Annotated in this window: 20 protein-coding genes; 10 read left to right on the forward strand and 10 right to left on the reverse strand. The window is 61.7% G+C overall.

The genetic code is table 11. The features are described from left to right. Positions 1–3 precede the first annotated feature (3 nt). Both PSEUDOMOFG3G_RS23725 and PSEUDOMOFG3G_RS23730 read right to left on the reverse strand, forming a co-directional pair. Positions 4–570, reverse strand: coding sequence for a DJ-1 family glyoxalase III (locus PSEUDOMOFG3G_RS23725; RefSeq protein WP_139051202.1), 567 nt, complete (start codon positions 568–570; stop codon positions 4–6). 75 nt (positions 571–645) lie between these two features. Continuing rightward, positions 646–1,101: a DUF4879 domain-containing protein gene (locus PSEUDOMOFG3G_RS23730; RefSeq protein WP_076386416.1), complete on the reverse strand. Its 456-nt coding sequence runs from the start codon at positions 1,099–1,101 to the stop codon at positions 646–648. Positions 1,102–1,305: 204 nt separating this feature from the next. Here PSEUDOMOFG3G_RS23730 and PSEUDOMOFG3G_RS23735 point away from each other — a divergent pair, with 204 nt between their 5' ends. The 4 genes from PSEUDOMOFG3G_RS23735 (at position 1,306) to PSEUDOMOFG3G_RS23750 (ending at position 5,270) form a co-directional block, all read left to right on the forward strand. Then, a complete protein-coding gene (locus PSEUDOMOFG3G_RS23735; protein WP_047229568.1) occupies positions 1,306–2,601 on the forward strand; it encodes an NCS2 family permease in 1,296 nt (431 codons plus the stop codon). Next, positions 2,598–3,677 carry a tRNA (uridine(54)-C5)-methyltransferase TrmA gene (gene trmA / locus PSEUDOMOFG3G_RS23740; protein ID WP_139051203.1) on the forward strand — a complete coding sequence of 360 codons (1,080 nt, stop codon included), beginning with the start codon at positions 2,598–2,600 and terminating at the stop codon, positions 3,675–3,677. The genes PSEUDOMOFG3G_RS23735 and trmA overlap by 4 nt, the downstream gene beginning before the upstream one ends. A gap of 295 nt (positions 3,678–3,972) precedes the next feature. Then, positions 3,973–4,413, forward strand: coding sequence for a type II 3-dehydroquinate dehydratase (aroQ, locus tag PSEUDOMOFG3G_RS23745; protein ID WP_139051204.1), 441 nt, complete (start codon positions 3,973–3,975; stop codon positions 4,411–4,413). A gap of 5 nt (positions 4,414–4,418) precedes the next feature. Further along, positions 4,419–5,270 carry a shikimate dehydrogenase gene (locus PSEUDOMOFG3G_RS23750; protein WP_370695173.1) on the forward strand — a complete coding sequence of 284 codons (852 nt, stop codon included), beginning with the start codon at positions 4,419–4,421 and terminating at the stop codon, positions 5,268–5,270. 110 nt (positions 5,271–5,380) lie between these two features. On the opposite strand, the gene PSEUDOMOFG3G_RS23755 is transcribed toward PSEUDOMOFG3G_RS23750, so the two are convergent. After that, positions 5,381–6,058 (reverse strand): TetR/AcrR family transcriptional regulator, encoded by a 678-nt coding sequence (locus tag PSEUDOMOFG3G_RS23755; RefSeq protein ID WP_047229564.1) that lies wholly within the window; start codon positions 6,056–6,058, stop codon positions 5,381–5,383. A 104-nt stretch (positions 6,059–6,162) separates the two neighbouring features. Further along, a complete protein-coding gene (gene quiC, locus PSEUDOMOFG3G_RS23760) occupies positions 6,163–8,064 on the reverse strand; it encodes a 3-dehydroshikimate dehydratase QuiC (protein WP_139051205.1) in 1,902 nt (633 codons plus the stop codon). Between the two features lie 272 nt (positions 8,065–8,336). Here quiC and PSEUDOMOFG3G_RS23765 point away from each other — a divergent pair, with 272 nt between their 5' ends. Beyond that, positions 8,337–9,674, forward strand: coding sequence for an MFS transporter (locus PSEUDOMOFG3G_RS23765; RefSeq protein WP_107322969.1), 1,338 nt, complete (start codon positions 8,337–8,339; stop codon positions 9,672–9,674). Positions 9,675–9,810: 136 nt separating this feature from the next. On the opposite strand, the gene PSEUDOMOFG3G_RS23770 is transcribed toward PSEUDOMOFG3G_RS23765, so the two are convergent. Together PSEUDOMOFG3G_RS23770 and PSEUDOMOFG3G_RS23775 are read right to left on the reverse strand one after the other, a co-directional pair. Further along, entirely contained in the window at positions 9,811–10,689 is an 879-nt protein-coding gene (locus tag PSEUDOMOFG3G_RS23770) for a DMT family transporter (protein WP_047229561.1), read from the reverse strand. 51 nt (positions 10,690–10,740) lie between these two features. Next, positions 10,741–11,517: an IclR family transcriptional regulator gene (locus tag PSEUDOMOFG3G_RS23775; RefSeq protein ID WP_047229560.1), complete on the reverse strand. Its 777-nt coding sequence runs from the start codon at positions 11,515–11,517 to the stop codon at positions 10,741–10,743. A gap of 233 nt (positions 11,518–11,750) precedes the next feature. Here PSEUDOMOFG3G_RS23775 and PSEUDOMOFG3G_RS23780 point away from each other — a divergent pair, with 233 nt between their 5' ends. Then, positions 11,751–12,638, forward strand: a complete 888-nt coding sequence (locus PSEUDOMOFG3G_RS23780) for a neutral zinc metallopeptidase (RefSeq protein WP_047229559.1) — start codon at positions 11,751–11,753, stop codon at positions 12,636–12,638. After that, the gene (locus PSEUDOMOFG3G_RS23785; protein ID WP_107322971.1) at positions 12,638–13,585 is read left to right on the forward strand and encodes an alpha/beta hydrolase; all 948 of its coding nucleotides are present in this window, start codon (positions 12,638–12,640) and stop codon (positions 13,583–13,585) included. The genes PSEUDOMOFG3G_RS23780 and PSEUDOMOFG3G_RS23785 overlap by 1 nt, the downstream gene beginning before the upstream one ends. Before the next feature lie 144 nt (positions 13,586–13,729). Here the strand turns inward: PSEUDOMOFG3G_RS23785 and PSEUDOMOFG3G_RS23790 are convergent, their stop codons facing one another. The 4 genes from PSEUDOMOFG3G_RS23790 to PSEUDOMOFG3G_RS23805 all read right to left on the reverse strand — a co-directional run bounded on the left by PSEUDOMOFG3G_RS23790 (position 13,730) and on the right by PSEUDOMOFG3G_RS23805 (position 16,727). Then, entirely contained in the window at positions 13,730–14,323 is a 594-nt protein-coding gene (locus PSEUDOMOFG3G_RS23790; RefSeq protein WP_139051206.1) for an HAD family hydrolase, read from the reverse strand. Beyond that, a complete protein-coding gene (gene tesB, locus PSEUDOMOFG3G_RS23795; protein ID WP_047229556.1) occupies positions 14,320–15,189 on the reverse strand; it encodes an acyl-CoA thioesterase II in 870 nt (289 codons plus the stop codon). The genes PSEUDOMOFG3G_RS23790 and tesB overlap by 4 nt, the downstream gene beginning before the upstream one ends. Before the next feature lie 102 nt (positions 15,190–15,291). Then, a complete protein-coding gene (locus tag PSEUDOMOFG3G_RS23800; RefSeq protein ID WP_047229555.1) occupies positions 15,292–15,861 on the reverse strand; it encodes a GNAT family N-acetyltransferase in 570 nt (189 codons plus the stop codon). 200 nt (positions 15,862–16,061) lie between these two features. After that, positions 16,062–16,727, reverse strand: coding sequence for a GntR family transcriptional regulator (locus tag PSEUDOMOFG3G_RS23805; protein ID WP_139051207.1), 666 nt, complete (start codon positions 16,725–16,727; stop codon positions 16,062–16,064). A 276-nt stretch (positions 16,728–17,003) separates the two neighbouring features. Here PSEUDOMOFG3G_RS23805 and PSEUDOMOFG3G_RS23810 point away from each other — a divergent pair, with 276 nt between their 5' ends. The 3 genes from PSEUDOMOFG3G_RS23810 to PSEUDOMOFG3G_RS23820 are packed head-to-tail and all read left to right on the forward strand — an operon-like array spanning position 17,004 to position 19,838. Then, positions 17,004–18,236, forward strand: coding sequence for an NRAMP family divalent metal transporter (locus tag PSEUDOMOFG3G_RS23810; RefSeq protein WP_047229583.1), 1,233 nt, complete (start codon positions 17,004–17,006; stop codon positions 18,234–18,236). Positions 18,237–18,264: 28 nt separating this feature from the next. Beyond that, positions 18,265–19,035, forward strand: a complete 771-nt coding sequence (locus tag PSEUDOMOFG3G_RS23815; RefSeq protein WP_076386426.1) for a LamB/YcsF family protein — start codon at positions 18,265–18,267, stop codon at positions 19,033–19,035. Continuing rightward, positions 19,032–19,838 carry a putative hydro-lyase gene (locus PSEUDOMOFG3G_RS23820; protein WP_076386428.1) on the forward strand — a complete coding sequence of 269 codons (807 nt, stop codon included), beginning with the start codon at positions 19,032–19,034 and terminating at the stop codon, positions 19,836–19,838. Before PSEUDOMOFG3G_RS23815 ends, PSEUDOMOFG3G_RS23820 begins: the two co-directional genes overlap by 4 nt. Positions 19,839–19,846 lie beyond the last annotated feature (8 nt).

Consider the following 19,846-nt stretch of genomic DNA (forward strand, 5'->3'; position numbering starts at 1 on the left):
CTGTCAGGCCAGCAACTCCGCCGCCACCACGCCCCTCACGCCCTTGCCACAGAGCTGTTCCACCAGCGTCAAGGCAAACGCCAGCGCGGCAGCCGAGCCTTGGGCGGTGATGCAGTTGCCGTCCACCACCACCGGCTGATCGACAAAACTGCAACCGGACAGTTGCTGGCTCACGGCGGGCAGGCAGGTCATGCGGCGCTGGCGCAGTACGCCGAACGCCTGCAAGGCAAGGGCCGGGGCTTCGGCGATGGCGGCGAAGAAACGTCCAGTGGCGGCCTGGTCCTTGATCAGTTGTCGCAGTGGCTGATGGGCCGCCAGGTGTTGGGCGCCGATGATGCCGCCGGGCAGGACGATCAGATCAAAGTCCTGCGCCAACAAGTCCACCAGCATACCGTCGGCGGTCAGGCGCGTGCCGCGGGCACAGGTGAGCATCCGCCGCCCTTCGATACTTGCCACCACCACTTCGACCTGAGCTCGACGCAGCACGTCGATCAGCGTAACGGTCTGCAAGTCGTCGACACCTTCGGCGACGGCTATCAGGGCTCGGGGGATCTTGGTTCCAGGCATCATCGGTGTTCTCCGCTGGGTGGTTTATGAAGCCTAGTCAGGTTTGCCGGGCCGCGTGCGGCTTGTCAGGCTGGAAGGTCATTTGATGTACAGCTGGGTCGACATCCGGTTGCCTGGTGCGTTGATCGACTGGTTGCTGAAGCTGAAGGTGCCTTCCTGCTTGCCCTTCAGATCGAAGACATACAAATAGCCAACCGTTTTGCTCCGCACGGAACAATCATTCAGGTTGCCATTGCTGAACGCACAGACCGGCGAGCGGGTGCCATCGACTTCAAAGCCGTCCAGCGTGACGTGAGGCTGACGGCCATACCCCACCTCCAGCACATAGACCTTGATACTCGGGCCGCTGTGATTGCAACGGGTCTGTTCTTGCCCTTGGGCGATGTCCTCGAAGCCGCAGGCGGGCGACTCGACCTTGAGCACCTTGACCTCGCTCAGGGGCGGCGCCGAAGCGGCATTGACGGCCTGCCCGGGTAACCCCAGGCCCAGCGCACACCCCCATGCGACCAATAGGTGTTTTTTCATACGATGCATAAAGACCTCCCGGAACCGCGCGCAGTATGGCCGACTTGGCGCTTGGGCAAAACATCGACGACGATCGCAGCCACAGCGCCACGCTGCTGGTATGATGCGCGGCTTTTTCCGACCCACAGAAAATTCCCGAGCGCCCCTGGCGGTCTGTGCTTTGCTGTTGAGGTCGATACATTCACGGCGCCCGGCGCGCCACGGGGAGCAGACATGCTGGAAAGGCTGTTTCAACTCAAGGCACACAACACCAACGTGCGGACCGAGATTCTGGCGGGCGTCACCACCTTCCTGGCCATGGCCTACATTCTGTTCGTCAACCCGAGCATCCTCGGCGAAACCGGCATGGACAAAGGTGCGTTGTTCGTCGCCACCTGCCTGGCGGCGGCCATCGGCTCCACCACCATGGGCCTGATCGCCAACTACCCGATCGCCCTCGCGCCGGGCATGGGCCTGAATGCGTTTTTCACCTACACCGTGGTCCTGCACATGGGCCATACCTGGCAGGTGGCGCTGGGTGCGGTGTTCATTTCCGCCGTGTTGTTCTTCCTGCTGTCGATCTTTCGTATCCGCGAGTGGATCATCAACAGCATCCCGCTGCCCCTGCGCTCGGCCATCGCCGCCGGTATCGGCCTGTTCCTGGCGCTGATCGCCCTGAATAACGCCGGCATCGTGGTGAAAAACCCGGCAACCATGGTCGGCCTCGGTGATTTGAAACAACCCGCGCCGATCCTCGCTACCCTCGGCTTCGTCCTGATCGTCGCCCTCGAAGCGCTGAAAGTGCGCGGTGCCGTGCTCATCGGCATCCTGGCGGTCACCGTCGTTTCGATCCTGATGGGCTTCACCCCGTTCGGCGGCGTGATGTCGATGCCGCCGTCCCTGGCGCCGACCTTCCTGCAACTGGACATCAAGGGCGCCCTGGACATCGGTCTGGTGAGCGTTATTTTCGCCTTCCTGTTCGTCGACCTGTTCGACAATTCCGGCACCCTGATCGGCGTCGCCAAGCGCGCCGGACTGATGGGCAAGGACGGCCACATGCCGAAGATGGGGCGGGCACTGATCGCCGACAGCACCGCCGCCATGGCCGGTTCGCTGCTGGGCACCTCCACCACCACCAGCTACATCGAGTCGGCGGCGGGCGTCAGCGCCGGCGGCCGCACCGGCCTGACCGCCATCGTCGTGGCGATCCTGTTTCTGCTGGCGCTGTTCTTCTCGCCACTGGCCTCCAGTGTCCCGGCCTTCGCCACCGCACCGGCGCTGTTGTTCGTCGCCGTGCTGATGACCTCAGGCCTGGCGGAAATCGACTGGGACGACATCACCGTGGCCGCTCCCGTGGTGATTACCGCGCTGGCGATGCCGTTCACCTATTCCATCGCCAACGGCATTGCCTTCGGCTTCATCGCCTGGACCGCCATCAAACTGGTGTCTGGCCGTGGCCGTGAGCTGAACCCGGCGCTGGTCATCCTGTCGATTCTGTTCGTGATCAAGTTGGGTTGGTTCAACGCATGACTTTTGATTCCCAGGCCTACGCCACTCAGCTCCAGGACAAGGTCAGCCGCTTGCGTGACCTGCTGGCCCCGTTCGATGCGCCGGAGCCAGCGGTGTTCGATTCACCGCTGGAGCACTTCCGCCTGCGGGCCGAATTCCGCCTGTGGCGCGAGGCCGGCGAACGGCATTACGCGATGTTCTCCCAGGACGACAAGCGCACGCCGATCCTCATCGAGCAGTTTCCCATCGCCAGCCTGCGCATCAACCAGTTGATGCCGCAACTCAAGGCGGCCTGGCAAGCCAGCGCGCCGCTGAGTCACAAGCTGTTCCAGGTGGAGTTCCTGACCACCCTGGCCGGCGATGCGATGATCACCCTGTGTTACCACCGCCCGCTGGATGAGCACTGGCACGCAGCGGCCACGAAACTGGCGAGCGACCTCGGTGTGAGCATCATCGGTCGCTCCAAAGGCAAACGGGAAGTGATCGGCCATGATTACGTGGTGGAGAAACTCGACGTCGGTGGCCGCACTTTCAGCTATCGCCAACCTGAAGGCGCCTTCACCCAGCCCAACGGCACCGTGAACCAGAAGATGCTCAACTGGGCCTACGAGGCCTTGGGCGATCGCAGCGACGATCTGCTGGAGTTGTACTGCGGCAACGGCAACTTCACCCTGCCTTTGGCCACCCGCGTGCGCAAAGTGCTGGCGACCGAAATCAGCAAGACGTCGGTGAACGCCGCGCTGAGCAACCTCAGCGAAAACGCTGTGGATAACGTGACTCTGGTGCGCCTGTCCGCTGAAGAACTGACCGAAGCCTTGAACGAAGTCCGCCCGTTCCGTCGCTTGCACGGCATCGACCTCAAGAGCTACGCATTCGGCAGTGTCTTCGTCGACCCGCCCCGCGCCGGCATGGACCCGGACACCTGCGAACTGACCCGGCGTTTCGAGAACATCCTCTACATCTCGTGCAACCCGGAAACCCTCGCCGCCAACATCGCGCAACTGCACGACACCCACCACATCACGCGCTGCGCGATGTTCGATCAATTCCCTTGGACCCATCACATGGAATCCGGGGTGTTGTTGACTCGGCGCTAGACGCTGCGGGGCTGGACAGGGCAAAGCTATGTGGGAGCAAGGCTTGCCCGCGATACAGGCAATGCGGTCGTTCAGAATTTGAGCCGCCTGTATCGCGGGCAAGCCTCGCTCCCACAGATAAATCCCCTCGCCACCATTGCCCTCCCTCACCTCCCGACCAAGATCATGTTCGATCATCGAACACTTATTGCCCGATGCCATCGGCTTTGTTTGACCAAATTAACCATCTAGTACAATTTATCTCCACCGGCTGAAATCCGCCGACATCAACAATAAAAATTGTGGAGAAATTGCGATGCCTCCGATCGTTCTGGTGCTCAACGGCCCGAACCTGAACCTGCTCGGCACCCGCGAGCCGGCGACTTATGGCCACGAAACCCTGGCGGACATCTCCGCACTGTGCGGCCGCGCCGCTGAAGAATTAGGCCTGGCGGTGGAGTTTCGCCAGACCAATCAGGAAGGCGAATTGCTCGACTGGGTGCATGGCGCCCGCGGTCGGTGTGCCGGCATCGTCATCAACCCGGCAGCCTGGACCCACACCTCGGTAGCGATCCGTGATGCGCTGGTCGCCAGCGAAGTCCCGGTGATCGAGGTGCACCTGTCCAACGTTCACGCCCGCGAAACGTTCCGTCATCACTCCTTTGTTTCATCGGTCGCCATCGGTGTGATGTGCGGGTTTGGCAGCCATGGTTATCGCCTGGCGCTGGAGCATTTCAGTCAGCGGTTGAAGGGTTGATGAGCATGTCGAATATCACCGTGCTTGCCGGCCTGATTGGTGCGGGCATCCAGGCGTCGCGCACCCCTGCGCTCCATGAGCGCGAGGGCGATGCCCAGGGCATGCGTTACCTCTATCGACTGATCGACCTGGACGCCCTGGGACTCGACAGCGGCGCCCTGCCCGATTTGCTCAAGGCCGCCGAGCGCATGAACTTCACCGGCCTGAACATCACCTTTCCCTGCAAACAGGCGATCATCCCGTTGCTCGACGAGCTGTCGCCCGAGGCCAGGGGCATTGGCGCGGTGAATACCGTGGTGTTCAAGGAGGGCAAACGCATCGGCCACAACACCGACTGCCTGGGGTTCGCCGAAGGGTTTCGCCGCGGCCTGGGTGAAGTGGCGCGCAAGCACGTGGTCCAGATGGGTGCTGGCGGCGCAGGCGCGGCGGTGGCCCACGCGCTGTTGGCAGAAGGCATACAGACGCTGAGCATTTTTGATGTTGAAGTCAGCCGTGCCGAAGCACTGGCAAACAACCTGAATCAACACTTCGGTCCTGGCCGCGCCCGGGCCGGGCATGATTTGCCTACAGCGATGGCCGAGGCGGACGGCCTGGTGAATACCACGCCCATGGGCATGGCGAAACTGCCGGGCATGCCGGTGCCGGTGGAGCTGCTGCGGGGCCAATTGTGGGTCGCGGAAATTGTCTACTTCCCCCTGGAAACCGAACTGCTGCGCAACGCCCGCGCCCTGGGTTGCCGCACGCTGGATGGCGGCAACATGGCCGTGTTCCAGGCGGTGAAGGCGTTCGAGTTGTTCAGCGGCGTGGCGCCGGATGCGCAGCGGATGCTGGAGCATTTCCAGAGCATGAATCACTGAAACCACCCTTGTGGGAGCGAGCCTGCTCGCGATAGCGGTGAATCAGTCAGTGTTGATGTGACTGACATACCGCCATCGCGAGCAGGCTCGCTCCCACAAAGGTTTCAAGGTCAGGCCTGCAGATACCGCAACACCGACTCACAAATCATCTGGCGATGACGCTGCTTGATCGCTTCGTCCGGCAAATCGATCTGAAAAATCTCACCGAATGTGTGGCGGTTGGACACGCGGTAAAAGCAGAACGAACTGATCAGCAGATGCACATCCAGCGGTTCCAGGCCGGCGCGGAACACCCCCTCTTCGGCACCTCGGCGCAGGATCACGCCCAGGGAATCAAGGATGGTATTGGTCATTGCCTTGATGGCGCCCGATTGCTTGACGTACTCGGCGTTGTGAATGTTTTCGATGCAGACGATGCGCACGAAATCCACATTGCGGTCATGGTGGTCGAAGGTGAATTCCACCAGGCGCCGGATCGCATCGACCGGGGCCAGTTCCGCCAAGTGCAGGCGGCTCTCAGTGTTGCGGATATCGCCGTAGAGTTTTTCCAGCACCTCGACGTACAACTGCTCCTTGCTGCCGAAGTAGTAGTAGATCATGCGCTTGGAGGTGTGGATGCGCTCAGCAATGGCGTCGACCCGAGCGCCGGACAGGCCCTGCTGGACGAACTCGACGATGGCTTCCTGAAGAATGTTTTCCCGGGTTTTCTCCGGGTTGTTCTTGCGACTCTTGCGCGGCTCGACGACAGGTTCGTCGAGGTCTGCGGAAAGCTCTGAATTCGTAGTCATTGCGGGGCTCACGGCCATCACTGCACAGGTTGGCGATTATGGGCCGCACCGCGCAGTCAAGCCAAGCCACGGGGTTGCCCTTTACCGCCGCGTTTACGATTTGCCTACAACTTGGCGTGCCGCAAGCCACCGCTGCGGGACTTGGCCATGGCTGCCAGCCTTACCGCGACATTGGCGGCGCCGTAGCCGGCATAGCCGTTCTTGCGCTGGATGATTTCAAAGAAGAAGCGCCCTTCGAACGGCTCGGTGTAGACGTGAAACAATTCACCGCCCTGGGCATCTCGGTCGTACAACACGTTGAAATAAGCCAGCTCGCTGAGAAACTCATCATCGAAATCGAAACGCGCCGCGAGGTCATCGTAATAGTTGAGCGGAATGTCCAGCAGCGGCACACCGGCCTCTTTGGCGCGGCTGACCTGGGCAAAGATGTCATCGCAGTCGAAGGCGATGTGGTGCACGCCGGAGCCGCGATAACTGGACAGCGCATGGGAGATCGCGGTGTTACGGTTCTCGGAAATATTGAGCGGTAAGCGGATCGAACTGCAACGGCTACGCAGGGCGCGACTCTTTACCAGGCCATACGGGTCGGGCAGCACCACTTCGTCGTCGGCTTCGAAATCCAGCAGGCTCTTGTAGAACAGCACCCAGCTGTCGAGGCTATCGGCCGGCAGCGCCATTGCCATGTGGTCGATGCGCTTGAGTCCGGCACCGATGACAGCGCCCGGTTGCAGGTTGAAATCGGTGCCGTAGACGTCGGCGTCCTGATCCACCAGGTAAATCAGGCTGCCGTCCGGTGCACGCACCGCCGCCAACTCCAACTCGTTGGGCCCCACCAGGCCGCGATAAGGCTGGCCCTTGTAGGCCACGGCCCGCTCCAGGGCGCTGGCGCTGTTTTTGACCCGCACGGCGGTGGCGCACAGCGATGGCCCGTGAGCTTCGAAAAAGCTGTGGGCAAACGAATAGGGTTCGCAATTGAGGATCAGGTTGATGTCGCCCTGGCGCAACAGGCTCACGTTCTTGGAGCGATGCTGGCCGGCCTTGACGAACCCCAACCGTTCCAGCCAATGGGACAGCTTCGCGCCAAGACTGTCGTCCACGGCAAACTCAAGGAATTCGATACCGTTGTATTCGCTGGCCGGTGGTGTGGCGAACAGGATGTCAGCATTGCTTGCTGGTTCGGCCTCTTCGGCCAGCCGCTGGCGGGTCTTCTCCTCCAGGTACAGCAACGAACGCAGGCCGTCGGCGGCATTGGCCCGTGGTGGCGCGGCGCGGAAACCGTCGTTGAAAATCTCCAGCGACAATGGCCCGGTGTAGCCACTCTTGATGATCGGCGCCAGGAAGCCCGGCAGATCGAACTCGCCCTGGCCTGGGAAGCAACGGAAATGCCGGCTCCATTCCAGGACATCCATCGCCAGGATCGGCGCATCGGCCATTTGCACGAAGAAAATCTTGTCACCGGGGATCTGGGCAATCGCACTCGGATCGCCCTTGAGGGACAAGGTATGGAAGCTGTCGAGCAACACCCCCAGACTGGGGTGGTCGGCCTGGCGCACGATGTTCCAGACCTGTTGATAAGTGTTGACGTGCCGGCCCCAGGCCAGCGCCTCGTAACCGATGCGCAAGCCTCGCGCCCCGGCTCGTTCGGCCAGCAATCGCAGGTCATCCACCAAAATCTGCTCATCACCCAGGCTGTCGGCCGAGGCATTACTGCACACCAGCACCAGGTCGGTGCCCAGCTCCTGCATCAGGTCGAACTTGCGCTCGGCCCGCTCCAGATTGCGCGCAAGGCGTTCGCGACGGCAACCTTCAAAATCCCGAAACGGTTGGAAAAGCGTGATGGCGATGCCCAGGTCGGCGCACATCTGCCTGATTTCCCGAGGGCTGCCATCGTAATAGAGAAGGTCGTTCTCGAAGATCTCCACGCCGTCGAAACCGGCGGCGGCAATGGCTTCAAGTTTCTCCGGCAGGGTACCGCTCAAGGACACGGTGGCAATGGAACGCTGCATGACTTCGGCTCCCGGGACAGGCATCGGCTACACACAGGTGTGCCGCTTTTGAAAGAGTGAGCCGATTATTGAGCTGGAGGTTTGTTTCAGCAATTTAATATGTACCATCCGGTTAGTTTTTTGGGCGATTATCGAACACAATGCCCGATCAACGAATTGACGGTTTTTTGCTCACTGCGCACCATCGGCGCCTCATTGAAGCTGCCCTGATCGTCGGCACCTTTGAACAGACCCAGACCACACCATAAGAATTTCAAAAACGGGTACACGCTATGATTCCTTCCCAAAGCTCCCGCCTGCCCCCCGTCCTGGGTGCCACAACCGCTGGCGTCGGTGACAAGATCCGCGGCGCCCTGGCCGTGGGCAAAACCCGTTGGGGCATGCTCGCCCTGGTGTTTTTCGCCACCACCCTGAACTACATCGACCGCGCCGCACTGGGCGTGATGCAGCCCATTCTCGCCAAGGAAATGAGCTGGACGGCGATGGATTACGCCAACATCAACTTCTGGTTCCAAGTTGGTTATGCCATCGGTTTCGTGCTGCAAGGCCGACTGATCGACCGGATCGGCGTCAAGCGCGTGTTCTTTTGCGCCGTACTGCTCTGGAGCCTGGCGACCGGCGCCCATGGCCTGGCCACGTCGGCGGTGGGCTTCATGGTCTGCCGATTCATCCTGGGCCTGACCGAAGCCGCCAACTACCCGGCCTGCGTGAAGACCACACGGCTATGGTTCCCGGCCGGTGAACGGGCCGTGGCGACCGGTATTTTCAACGCCGGAACCAACGTTGGCGCGATGTTCACGCCAATGCTGCTGCCGCTGGTCCTGCAGGTGTGGGGCTGGCAGGCTGCGTTCCTGTGCATGGCCGCGCTGGGCGGGATCTGGCTGGTGTTCTGGGGCCTGAAATACTTCAACCCGGAGGATCATCCCAGCGTCAAACAGGCGGAACTGGACTACATCCAGGCCCAAGACGAACCCGATCAGGTCCGCGTGCCCTTCTCCCGTATCCTGCGCATGCGCGGCACCTGGGCGTTCGCCCTGGCCTACTCGATCACCGCACCGGTGTTCTGGTTCTACCTCTACTGGTTGCCGCCGTTCCTGAACCAGCAATACAACCTGGGCATCAACGTGACCCAGATGGGCATCCCGCTGATCATCATTTACCTCACCGCCGATTTCGGCAGCGTGGGCGGCGGGATTCTGTCCTCATTCCTGATCGGCCGCGGCCTGAACCCGATCAAGGCACGGCTGATTTCCATGTTGCTGTTCGCCTGCTGCATCATCGGCGTGATCCTGGCCGCCGGTTCCAGCAGCCTGTGGATGGCGGTGTTTGCCATCTCCCTGGCCATCGGCGCGCACCAGGCCTGGACCGCCAACATCTGGAGCCTGGTGATGGACTACACGCCCAAGCACATGATGAGCACGGTGTTCGGCTTTGGCGGCATGTGCGCCGCCGTCGGCGGGATGTTCATGACCCAGTTGGTGGGCCACATCCTCACGGTGACCCACAACAACTACACCGTACTGTTCACCCTGATCCCGGCGATGTACTTCATTGCCCTGATCTGGTTGTACTTCATGGCACCGCGCAAGGTGCCGACGCTGGAAAGCTGATACCAGTCAGCCCGGGATTCATCCCCATGTGGGAGCACGGCTTACCCCCGATGCAGGCACCTCGGTTCACTCAGGACCGTATCGTCTTCATCGCGGGCAAGCCTTGCTCCCACAATCGATCCCACCACGGTGCGCGTTAGCTCCGCCGCTGTTGCCACGCCGCCGCCAGCCCGCTGAGGCAGATCAGCACGATGCCGAACACCGTGGTCAACGTCGGCGTATGGCTGAACAGCAACCAGCCCAGCAGGCCGGCAAATACGATCTGGCAATACCCGAACGGTGCCAACAGCGCCGGGGCGGCGAAGCGGAAGGCCTGGGTCAGCATCAGGTGCGCCGTCATCCCACACGCTCCCAACGCAAGCATCATTGCCCCATGCACCAGGCTTGGCACCTGCCAGAAGAACGGCACCAGGGCGCTCATCACCAACGTATTGCACAAGCCGGCGAAGAAGTTGCTGGTGGTCGGGCTGTCAATCTCACTGAGCTTGCGAGTGAGCAGTTGATAGAAACAGAAAAACAGCGCCGAACAGAACGGCAATAACACCGCTGGCGTGAACAGGTCACCGCCCGGATGGACAATGATCAACACCCCGATAAAGCCGAAGATCACCGCGATCCACTGGCCGCGCGTCACGTGTTCGCCCAGCAAAGGCACCGACAATGCAGTGACCAGCACGGGCGCCAGGAAGTTGACCGCGGTCGCCTCCGCCAAAGGGATGTATAGCAGCGCCGTGGTGAAGAACAGGCTGGTGCCCAACAGACACAACGCACGCGCCAACTGCCATAACGGACGCTTGGTACGCAGCACCCTCAGCCCCGAACGCGGCAGGAAAATCCCGGCCATCAACAGCGTGTGCACGACATAACGCGCCCACACCACCATGATGATCGGATAGAACCCTGAAAGGTATTTGGACAAGGCGTCATGGCTGGAGAACAGGAACGTCGCGCAGAGTATCAACAGGATGCCCTTGAAGGCCTGATTGACGCCGGAAAGCGGAGTGCTGACGGTCATGTAGGAATCCTGTGTTGCTTGATGTAGGGAGCCGATGTCTGCGACGGCGATTCAGCTGAACAACTCCGATGCCTGGCTGGCGTGCGACAATTCCTCGGTAAACGCAAGCAAGGTCGGCGCCAGCTCATGCAGCCTCGATCGCGTCATCCGGGCGGTGGGGCCGGCGATGCTGAGCACGCCCAAGACCCGGCCATCCAGCGGATGACGCACCACGGCTGCAATGGCAGAGGTGCCGACCGCCGAACTTTCCTCGACACAGGCATAGCCCTGCTCCCGGGCCTGACGCAGGTATTGAAGCAGTTCAACGCTGTCACGCGGCGCGTTGGGGCCCACGTCCGCCGGCATTTTCAGGGCCTGGCGGTCCACCAGCGACAGCGCCTCGGCATCGCTCATGCACGCCAGCCAGGCATGGCCCGACGCGGTATAGACCAATGGCGTCTCGCGGCCCATGTCAGGGTCGTAGCGCAACCCGGAGCGAGCGCCCTGGGACTTGGCAATCCAGGTCTGGCGATCACCCTCGATCACACCCAGGCGCACCAGTTCACCGCTTTCCCGAGCCAGACGATCGAGCACCGGCTGCACGATGTCGGCACCACTGCGCGACAGGTAGCGAAAGCCCAGGGCGACCAGGCGGGTCGACAAGTGATAACGCAGGTTCTCGGGATTCTGGCGCACGTAACCCAGGCGCGTCAGTTCAGCAAGCAGGCGGTGCGTGGCGCTCTTGGGAATCTGTAATTGTTCGGCCAACCCTTGCAGAGCCCAGCCGTGGGGATCGCTGGCGAGACTTTCCAGCACATTGAAAACCCGTTCGATTTGACTGCCGGCCATGAAAAATCCAGAGGAGAGAGGCTGATTCCAAAATATGCGAAGTGTAATGCAAATTCTGGAACCCGACATTCATTGTTGACGGATGAACCAAAACCCGTGGCGATTGCCTGAGAGCTCAGGCGTACAGCCTGCGCCTTCAAACGCTAGACTCACTGCGAATGTCTGTCCGTGAACTGGCGGCAACCCCACTCAGCGGCAACACTCTTCACACGGTCAATCAGAGGATTTCCCACATGTTATGGAAAAAAGGTCGCCGCAGTGACAACGTGGTGGACGCCCGCGGTGACGGTGGCGGCGGTGGTGGGATGCGTTTCGGTGGCGGCAAGGGGCTGAGCCTGACGGCCATTGTCCTGATCGTCGGTATCGGCTGGATCACCGGCCAGGACCCCATGCAGATTCTCGGGCAACTGGCCGGGCAGATGGACCAGACCTCGGCCCCCGCCTCCTCCCAAACCCGGCAGGCGCCGCCCGCGAACGATGAACAGGCCGAGTTCGTGCGCTCAATCCTGGGTGATACCGAAGACACCTGGGGCCAGGTCTTCCAGCAGGCCGGGCGCCAGTACCAGCAACCCAAACTGGTGCTGTTCAGCGGTCGGGTCAACTCGGCCTGCGGCCTCGCTTCATCAGCCACCGGCCCGTTCTATTGCCCGGCCGATAAACAGGTCTACCTGGACATGAGTTTCTTCCAGGAAATGTCCCAACGGTTCTCCGCCGCTGGGGATTTCGCCCAGGCCTACGTCATCGCCCATGAGGTCGGGCATCACGTCCAGACCCTGCTCGGGGTGTCGGCAAAAATCCAGGAGGCTCGCCGTCAGGGCCGCCAGATGGAAGGCGATGGTGGTCTGCTGGTCCGTCAGGAATTACAGGCCGACTGCCTGGCGGGCGTCTGGGCCAACCATGCACAGAAGCGCCTGAACTGGCTGGAGCCGGGAGACATTGAAGAGGCCTTGACCGCCGCCAACGCCATCGGTGATGACCGCCTTCAGCAGCAGGGCCAGGGCCGGGTAGTGCCGGACTCCTTTACCCACGGCACCTCGGCGCAACGGGTGCGCTGGTTCAAGACCGGGTTTGCCCAGGGTCAGGTCAGCCAATGCGACACCTTCGCGGCAAAAAATCTGTAATGAAGTGGGGCGCCCTCCTCAGCCTGCTGCTGTGCTGCACTTTTACCCAGGCGGACGAACAGGGCGTGGGCGTGGTCGCTCAAGGGCGACTGCAGCTCAAGGGCGGCGCCATGGTCGTCGGCGTGAGTCCCCCCCCGGCGTCTATCCAGCGCGTGTTGATCATCCTCCATGGCCGGCTGCGCAACGCCCAGACCTATCTGCACAGCGCCGAAAAGGCCGCCGCACACGCCGGTCAACTGACCACGACCCTGATCATCGCCCCGCAGTTTCTCAACGAACATGACGTTGCCCGCCATCAGTTGCCCAATGACCTGTTGCGCTGGCAAGGCAACGACTGGATGGCCGGCGGCTTATCCACGGGGCCCAAGGCGGTCAGTTCCTTTCAGGTCATCGACGACATCGTCGCCCGGGTCAGTGACCGGCAGCAATTTCCCGAGGTGAAAGAGATCGTCATCGCGGGCCATTCCGGCGGCGCGCAGGTCGCGCAGCGCTACGCCTTGCTCGCTCGCGGTCAAACCCGGATCGCCCCCAGATTCGTCATCGCCAACCCGTCCTCCTATGCCTATTTCGATGCGCAGCGCCCCATGGCCTTCGACCCGGCCGGTTGTCCCGGCTTCAACCATTGGAAGTACGGCCTGCAGAACCTGCCCGCCTATGCCGCCGGGCAACCCCCCGCTCAACTGGAAGACAACTACATCAAACGCGACATCGTTTATCTGCTTGGGCAACAGGACATCGACCCTGAGCACCCTGCGCTGGATAAAGGCTGTGAAGCGCAGACCCAAGGGCCGTATCGGTTACTGCGCGGGCAGTTCTTTTTCGACTACCTGACCCGGCGTCATCCCGAGGGGCTGAACCAGCGGCTGATCGAAGTGCCGGGGGTGGGGCATAACGGGGATGGGATGTTCAATTCGGCTGAGGGGCAGAAGGCGCTGTTTGGTCAGTGAGTTCTGTAGGGGTAGACAGGGCCTCATCGCGAGCAGGCTCGCTCCCACAGTAGATCTGCGGTGGACACACACTTTTTGATCGACTCAGATCCCCTTGTGGGAGCGAGCCTGCTCGCGATAGCTATCTATCAGCCAACCCCTCTTTCAAGCCGACAGCATCCGCCGCAACTCCCCGCAATCGCGCGCATGCCAATCCGCCAGCTCCGGCCAAGGATTGTCCGGCAGGTTCACCAGCACCGTCCGCGCACCCGCCGCACGGCCGCAGTCCAGGTCGAAACGGTAGTCACCCACCATCACCATCGCCTCAGGCGCCACACTCCAGGCCTCGGCCAGTTTCAACAGGCCGCCGGGATGAGGCTTGGGCGGCGCTTCGTCGCGGCCCAGCACATCTTCCACTGCGAAACAGTCCGCCAGACCGATAGTTTGCAGGGTCACGTGGGCCAGTTCGCGGGCGTTGCGCGTCAGGATCCCCAGGCGGTAACCCCGCTGCGCCAGCTCGCGTACCAGCTCGACCGCTCCCGGCGCAGGCCGGGAGCCCAGCGCCAGGTCCCGCTCGTGTTCCAGCAACCAGGCATGCTTGGCTGCGGCTTCGTCGGCCGGCAATGCCGCCAGGTGGGTCAGAATGTCGTCTTCGGCCGGGATCGCCAGGGCCACGCGAATCGCCGCAAAATCATGCACGGCGATGGTCAGCGTACCGTCCATGTCGAACACCCAGTGCCGCACATCGGCCAGACTCATGCCCAGTCCTTGCGGTGGCGAATCAGGCCTTCCTGGGTCACCGACGCCACCAGTTGTCCGGCGCGATTGAACACGCTGCCACGAGAGAACCCACGGGAGTTGCCGGCCCACGGGCTGTCCATCGCATAGAGCAACCAGTCATCGGCACGCAGGTCGGCGTGGAACCACAAGGCGTGGTCGAGGCTGGCGACCTGCATGTCCTTTTGCCAAACCGATTTGCCGTGGGGCAACATCGAGGTGGTCAGCAGACCGAAATCCGAGGCGTAGGCCAGCAGGTACTTATGCAGGGCCGGCGAGTCCGCCAGGGCACCATCGGCCCGGAACCACACGTACTTGACCGGATCGGCCGGCTGCGGATTGTAGGGATCTTTCTCGGTGACCGGGCGCACCTCGATCGGTTTGGGACACAGCAGTTTTTCCCGCATGTGCTCGGGCAGCAGGTGCGCCCGCTGCTGGGTCAGTTCCAGCTCCGAAGGCAGGTTCTCCGGCCCGACCACCTGGGGCATGGAGTTCTGGTGCTCAAAACCCTGCTCGTCGTATTGAAACGAAGCGCTGCACGTGAAAATCGGGTTGCCCTTCTGGATCGCCGTGACCCGGCGGGTGCTGAAACTGCCGCCGTCACGCACCCGGTCCACCTGATAGACCACCGGCAAGGCCGCATCGCCCGGACGCAGGAAGTAGCCGTGCATCGAATGCACATGACGGGCCTCTTCCACGGTCTGGCTAGCCGCCGACAGTGACTGGCCCAGCACCTGGCCGCCGAACAACTGGCGAAACCCCAGGTCCTGGCTGCGACCGCGAAACAGGTTCTCTTCGATGGGTTCCAGGGTCAGCAGGTCGACCAGATCTTCCAACACGTGGCTCATTCAGACTTTCCTCACACAGCTCAACCGCGCAGTCGGTGCTGCGACGGTGGATCGATTGTTGGCCCGGGCCATTGTGGCGGGCATTGTAAACGTCCGTGTCGGCTAACCGTGCAGGGTCTGTAGCCACTGTTCACGGTTGATACGATAGAGCACATGTTGACGCAATGGATGACCGACGGCGAGCTTTGGGTGTTCAAAGTCATCGGCCGGGTCATGATGCATGCCGATGGCTTGCATGACTTTCTGCGATGGCAGGTTATCGACGGCGGCGAACGCCACCACCTCATCCAGCCCCAGGCGATCGAACGCACACCGCAAGGCCGTCCATGCGGCTTCGCTGGCATAACCCAGGCCCCAATGCTCCCGGGCCAGACGCCAGCCGATCTCGATCGCCGGAGTGAAGTGCGCGTCGAATCCGACCACGCCCAGGCCGGTAAAGCCGATAAAGGCCCCGGTGTCCTTGCGCTGCAGGGCCCACAAACCAAAGCCATGCTCGGCAAAATGCCCCCGCACGCGCCCGATCAGTGCGGCGCTTTCCAGGCGGCTCAGGGGCGCCGGAAAATAACGCATCACCTGCGCATCGGCAGACATGGCGGCAAACTCCGGCAAGTCCGCGTCGCGCCACTGGCGCAGTATCAACCGCGCGCTTTGCAGTTCCAGTATCGGCTCCATTTGCTTCCTCTCCATGCCCCAACGCCTACTCAAGCGAAATCGCCACGCCCAAATAAACGGCCCACGGCCGCTGCCGGGATCAAGGTGGGAGACGCAGGCGACGTGCCCAGCTTGATCGAGTGAGCCACGCGGCTGCGCCAGGTATCAATTATCGACAGGCTTGGCTTGGCTGGCGAGGAGTTCGTCGCGCTCGTAGGGTGCTACCGGTTCAGACTGCGTTCGTAAGCGGCCAGAACGGTGCGCTCCGACTGCACCAGATAGGCTTCAAGCAGCCGGGTTGCCTCCTCTGATCGCCCTTCTTCGATACAACGCAGGATTGAAACGTTCATATCGACATAGGGCATATGCAGGAACTCCGGATCTTTGAGCAGGCCGAATGCCAGCCGCAGCTCGGCTGATATCTGACCGTAGAACACCACCAATCGCGGGCTGTCGGCGAGTTCGACGATAGCCTTGTGGAACATCATGTTGGCGGTGCCGACAGCCTTCCAGTCCTTGACTTCACGCGCTCGCATGCCCGCCTCCACCGCCTCACGCATATGCAGCGTTCCCGGATGCAGCGGGTAACCCTGGGCAATGGCCTTGCATTCGATAAAGCGACGGACACGATAGATGTCGATGATCGACGCCATATCGGGCACCGCCACGCTCACCCCGCGATTGGGCTCATGTTTGAGCAACCTCTCGCGGGTCAGGACCCTGAACGCTTCCCTCAAGGTGTTGCGGGAAATCTGCAGGCTTTCGGCCAGGGCCGCTTCGGACAATCGTTGGCCCGGAACCAGTTCACCTTCGACCAGCATTCTGCGGACCTCCTGGGTAATGGATTCTCCCAGCGAGCGAGGAAGGGAAGGTGAAACGTCGTTCATGTGCAATCCAGAATAAGAATAAGAGAAGTCACTTTGATGTTCCATGAGAGCCCCGCCCATGGCAAGGAGCAAGGGTGTCGCCTGCATCATTAAGTAACACCCACGAGTGACAAGGTTACAATTTGGTGCGAATTGTAGCCTTACACTAAACTGATTGTTGAACAATTCAGACGCTATAGATCAACACTTCTAGGCCGATGTTTGAGTCCTGGCACGCTCGTTGCTCAATAAAAAATATCTCCCACCGTAGGAATTGATGCCGTGACACAGACAGCCGTGACACAGACCGCTCAAGATTTTACAAAGACGCGACGCGCTTCCCTGATCGCAGCAATTTTCATGATGGCGACGTCCGCCATCGGCCCTGGCTTCATCACCCAGACCGCCACGTTCACGGCCAAAATGGGTGCGGCATTTGCGTTCGGTATCCTGGCGTCGATTCTGATCGACTTCGTGGTTCAACTTAACGTCTGGCGTATCGTCACCCTGACCCGAATGCGTGCCGCAGACGTGGCCAACAACGCGATTCCAGGCAGTGGTTACCTGCTGGCGGTGCTGGTGATTTTCGGCGGGCTGGTGTTCAACGTCGGCAACATCGCCGGTGCCGGGCTGGGCCTGAACGCGTTGATGGGGCTTGATGCAAAATGGGGCGGCGGTCTCAGCGCCTTGCTGGCTATCGGCATCTTCCTTTCCCACCGCGCCGGAGTGGCCGTCGACCGGCTGATCGTCGTGCTGGGACTGGTAATGATCGCCCTGACTCTGTTCGTAGCCTTCGCTTCCAACCCGCCACTGGGCGAAGCCCTCTATCAAACCGTCCTTCCGGACCAGATCAACTTCGCCACCATTACCACCATTGTCGGCGGTACGGTCGGCGGTTACATCACTTATGCGGGGGCTCACAAACTGCTGGACCGCGGGACTACCGGGGTAGAAAACCTCCAGGCAGTGACCAAGGCAGCCTTGGGCGGCATCATGGTCACCGGCCTCATGCGCTACATCCTGTTTCTCGCCATCCTCGGCGTCGTTGCCAGCGGCGTAGTCATCGACACTTCGGGCCAGGGCGCCAATCCGGCCGCACAAGCCTTCCAGGCAGCAGCCGGGCAGTTCGGCCTGCGCGTCTTCGGTCTCATCCTCTGGGCCGCCAGTATCACCAGCGTGATCGGCGCCGCTTACACCTCCATTTCCTTTGTCACCGTGTTCAAGCCGGACATCACTGAGCAGGGGCGCAACCGCGCCACCACCGTGTTCATCGCTCTGTCGCTGCTGATCTTTGCCCTGATGGGAACGGCTCCCGCCGCACTGCTGCTCTTCGCGGGCGGTTTCAATGGCCTGATACTGCCAATCGGCCTGAGCATCTTTATCTACGTCGGCTGGCGCCGGTCCGACCTCATGGGCGGTTACCATTACCCACGCTGGCTGTTGGTGCTGGGCGCCCTGACCTGCCTGCTGACCTGGTACATGGCAATCAAATCCGTTGGGCCGATCTTCGCCTTCCTCAACGTTGCCTGAGCCCGATAACGAACAAGGAGTCACGTGAATGCCAACCATAGATATCAATAGCGACCTGGGCGAAAGCTTTGGCGCCTGGCACATGGGCGACGATGCCGCGATGCTCGATGTCGTGACCAGCGCCAATGTCGCCTGCGGTTTCCACGCCGGCGACCCGGCCGGCATCCTGCGGACACTGAAAGCGGCGGCGGCCAAAAATGTCACCATTGGTGCCCATGTCGCTTACCCGGACAAAGTGGGCTTTGGCCGCCGAAACATGGACGTGGCCAGCGATGAGCTGACGGCCGACGTGATCTACCAGATCGGCGCGCTGCAAGGCCTGGCCAAGGCCGCCGGCACGTCGGTGCGCTACGTAAAACCCCACGGCGCCTTGTACAACACCATTGCTCACGATCGCCGTCAGGCGCTGGCCGTGATCGAAGCCATCCGCGCGATCGACTCCAACCTCATATTGGTTGCCCTGGCCGGCTCAAGCCTGATTGAACTGGCCCGTAACGAGGGTTTGCAGTGTATCGCCGAAGCCTTCGCTGACCGTGCCTATACGCCACAGGGCACACTCGTCTCTCGCCGCGAACCAGGCGCGGTGCTGCACGATCCCAAGCTCGTCGCCCAACGTATGCTGCGCCTCGTTGAAGACGGCTGCCTCGAAGCGATCGATGGCAGCCTGACCAAAATCCAGGCCGACTCGATCTGTGTCCATGGCGACAGCCCCGCAGCGGTGGAAATGGCCCGCGAGCTGCGCCGGGTATTGGAACAGGCGCACATGTCCTTGCAGCCCTTTGCCGGAGCACGCCCATGAACGCCCTTGATCTCGCCCGCCAGGCGGCGATTGCCGCTGCCCGGGATGCACGCAGCACTTACCGTAACGGCCGGGTCGCCCCCACGGCGGGTATCGCGCCGGGCATGACCCAGGCCAACCTGATCGCCCTGCCGCGCGCCTGGGCGTACGACTTCCTGCTGTATGCCCAGCGCAATCCCAAAGCCTGCCCGATCCTTGACGTCAGCGACGCCGGCAGCCCGAGTACGCTGCTGGCTGAAGGGGCGGACCTGCGCACTGACATCCCGCTGTACCGCATCTGGCGTGATGGAAAGCTGGCCGAGGAAGTCAGCGATGCCACTCAGGCCTGGGCTGAACACGACGACATGGTGGCCTTTTTGATCGGCTGCAGCTTCACCTTTGAAACCGCCCTGCAAGAGGCCGGCATCGAAGTGCGGCATATCACCGATGGTTGCAACGTACCGATGTACCGGACCAACCGTGCCTGCCGCCCGGCCGGACGTCTACAGGGTGAAATGGTGGTATCGATGCGACCGATCCCCGCCGATCGCGTGGCTGAGGCGAGCACTATTTCCGGACGCTATCCCTCAGTCCATGGCGCCCCGGTGCACATCGGCGAACCCGCGCTGCTCGGCATCCAAGACCTGGGGCGCCCCGATTTCGGCGATGCCGTACGCATCGAACCCGGCGAGATCCCGGTGTTCTGGGCCTGCGGCGTCACTCCCCAGGCCGCGGTCATGGCCTCGGGCGTGCCCTTCGCCATCACCCATTCGCCGGGCCATATGTTCATCACCGATGTGCCTGACAGCACCTACCACGTCTAGGAGTCTCC

It is taken from the genome of Pseudomonas sp. FG-3G (assembly GCF_901007645.1).
GTDB classification, from domain to species: Bacteria; Pseudomonadota; Gammaproteobacteria; order Pseudomonadales; family Pseudomonadaceae; genus Aquipseudomonas; species Aquipseudomonas rhizophila.

Bases quoted from the DNA above. Each gene is read 5' to 3' on its own strand.
- PSEUDOMOFG3G_RS23815 (WP_076386426.1), top strand. From the start codon at position 18,265: ATGCCAACCATAGATATCAATAGCGACCTGGGCGAAAGCTTTGGCGCC.
- PSEUDOMOFG3G_RS23785 (WP_107322971.1), top strand. From the start codon at position 12,638: ATGAAGTGGGGCGCCCTCCTCAGCCTGCTGCTGTGCTGCACTTTTACC.
- PSEUDOMOFG3G_RS23800 (WP_047229555.1), bottom strand. From the start codon at position 15,861: ATGGAGCCGATACTGGAACTGCAAAGCGCGCGGTTGATACTGCGCCAG.
- PSEUDOMOFG3G_RS23765 (WP_107322969.1), top strand. From the start codon at position 8,337: ATGATTCCTTCCCAAAGCTCCCGCCTGCCCCCCGTCCTGGGTGCCACA.
- quiC (WP_139051205.1), bottom strand. From the start codon at position 8,064: ATGCAGCGTTCCATTGCCACCGTGTCCTTGAGCGGTACCCTGCCGGAG.
- PSEUDOMOFG3G_RS23820 (WP_076386428.1), top strand. From the start codon at position 19,032: ATGAACGCCCTTGATCTCGCCCGCCAGGCGGCGATTGCCGCTGCCCGG.
- PSEUDOMOFG3G_RS23770 (WP_047229561.1), bottom strand. From the start codon at position 10,689: ATGACCGTCAGCACTCCGCTTTCCGGCGTCAATCAGGCCTTCAAGGGC.
- PSEUDOMOFG3G_RS23735 (WP_047229568.1), top strand. From the start codon at position 1,306: ATGCTGGAAAGGCTGTTTCAACTCAAGGCACACAACACCAACGTGCGG.
- PSEUDOMOFG3G_RS23750 (WP_370695173.1), top strand. From the start codon at position 4,419: ATGTCGAATATCACCGTGCTTGCCGGCCTGATTGGTGCGGGCATCCAG.
- PSEUDOMOFG3G_RS23755 (WP_047229564.1), bottom strand. From the start codon at position 6,058: ATGACTACGAATTCAGAGCTTTCCGCAGACCTCGACGAACCTGTCGTC.
- tesB (WP_047229556.1), bottom strand. From the start codon at position 15,189: ATGAGCCACGTGTTGGAAGATCTGGTCGACCTGCTGACCCTGGAACCC.
- aroQ (WP_139051204.1), top strand. From the start codon at position 3,973: ATGCCTCCGATCGTTCTGGTGCTCAACGGCCCGAACCTGAACCTGCTC.
- PSEUDOMOFG3G_RS23805 (WP_139051207.1), bottom strand. From the start codon at position 16,727: ATGAACGACGTTTCACCTTCCCTTCCTCGCTCGCTGGGAGAATCCATT.
- PSEUDOMOFG3G_RS23780 (WP_047229559.1), top strand. From the start codon at position 11,751: ATGTTATGGAAAAAAGGTCGCCGCAGTGACAACGTGGTGGACGCCCGC.
- PSEUDOMOFG3G_RS23790 (WP_139051206.1), bottom strand. From the start codon at position 14,323: ATGAGTCTGGCCGATGTGCGGCACTGGGTGTTCGACATGGACGGTACG.
- PSEUDOMOFG3G_RS23775 (WP_047229560.1), bottom strand. From the start codon at position 11,517: ATGGCCGGCAGTCAAATCGAACGGGTTTTCAATGTGCTGGAAAGTCTC.
- PSEUDOMOFG3G_RS23730 (WP_076386416.1), bottom strand. From the start codon at position 1,101: ATGCATCGTATGAAAAAACACCTATTGGTCGCATGGGGGTGTGCGCTG.
- trmA (WP_139051203.1), top strand. From the start codon at position 2,598: ATGACTTTTGATTCCCAGGCCTACGCCACTCAGCTCCAGGACAAGGTC.
- PSEUDOMOFG3G_RS23725 (WP_139051202.1), bottom strand. From the start codon at position 570: ATGATGCCTGGAACCAAGATCCCCCGAGCCCTGATAGCCGTCGCCGAA.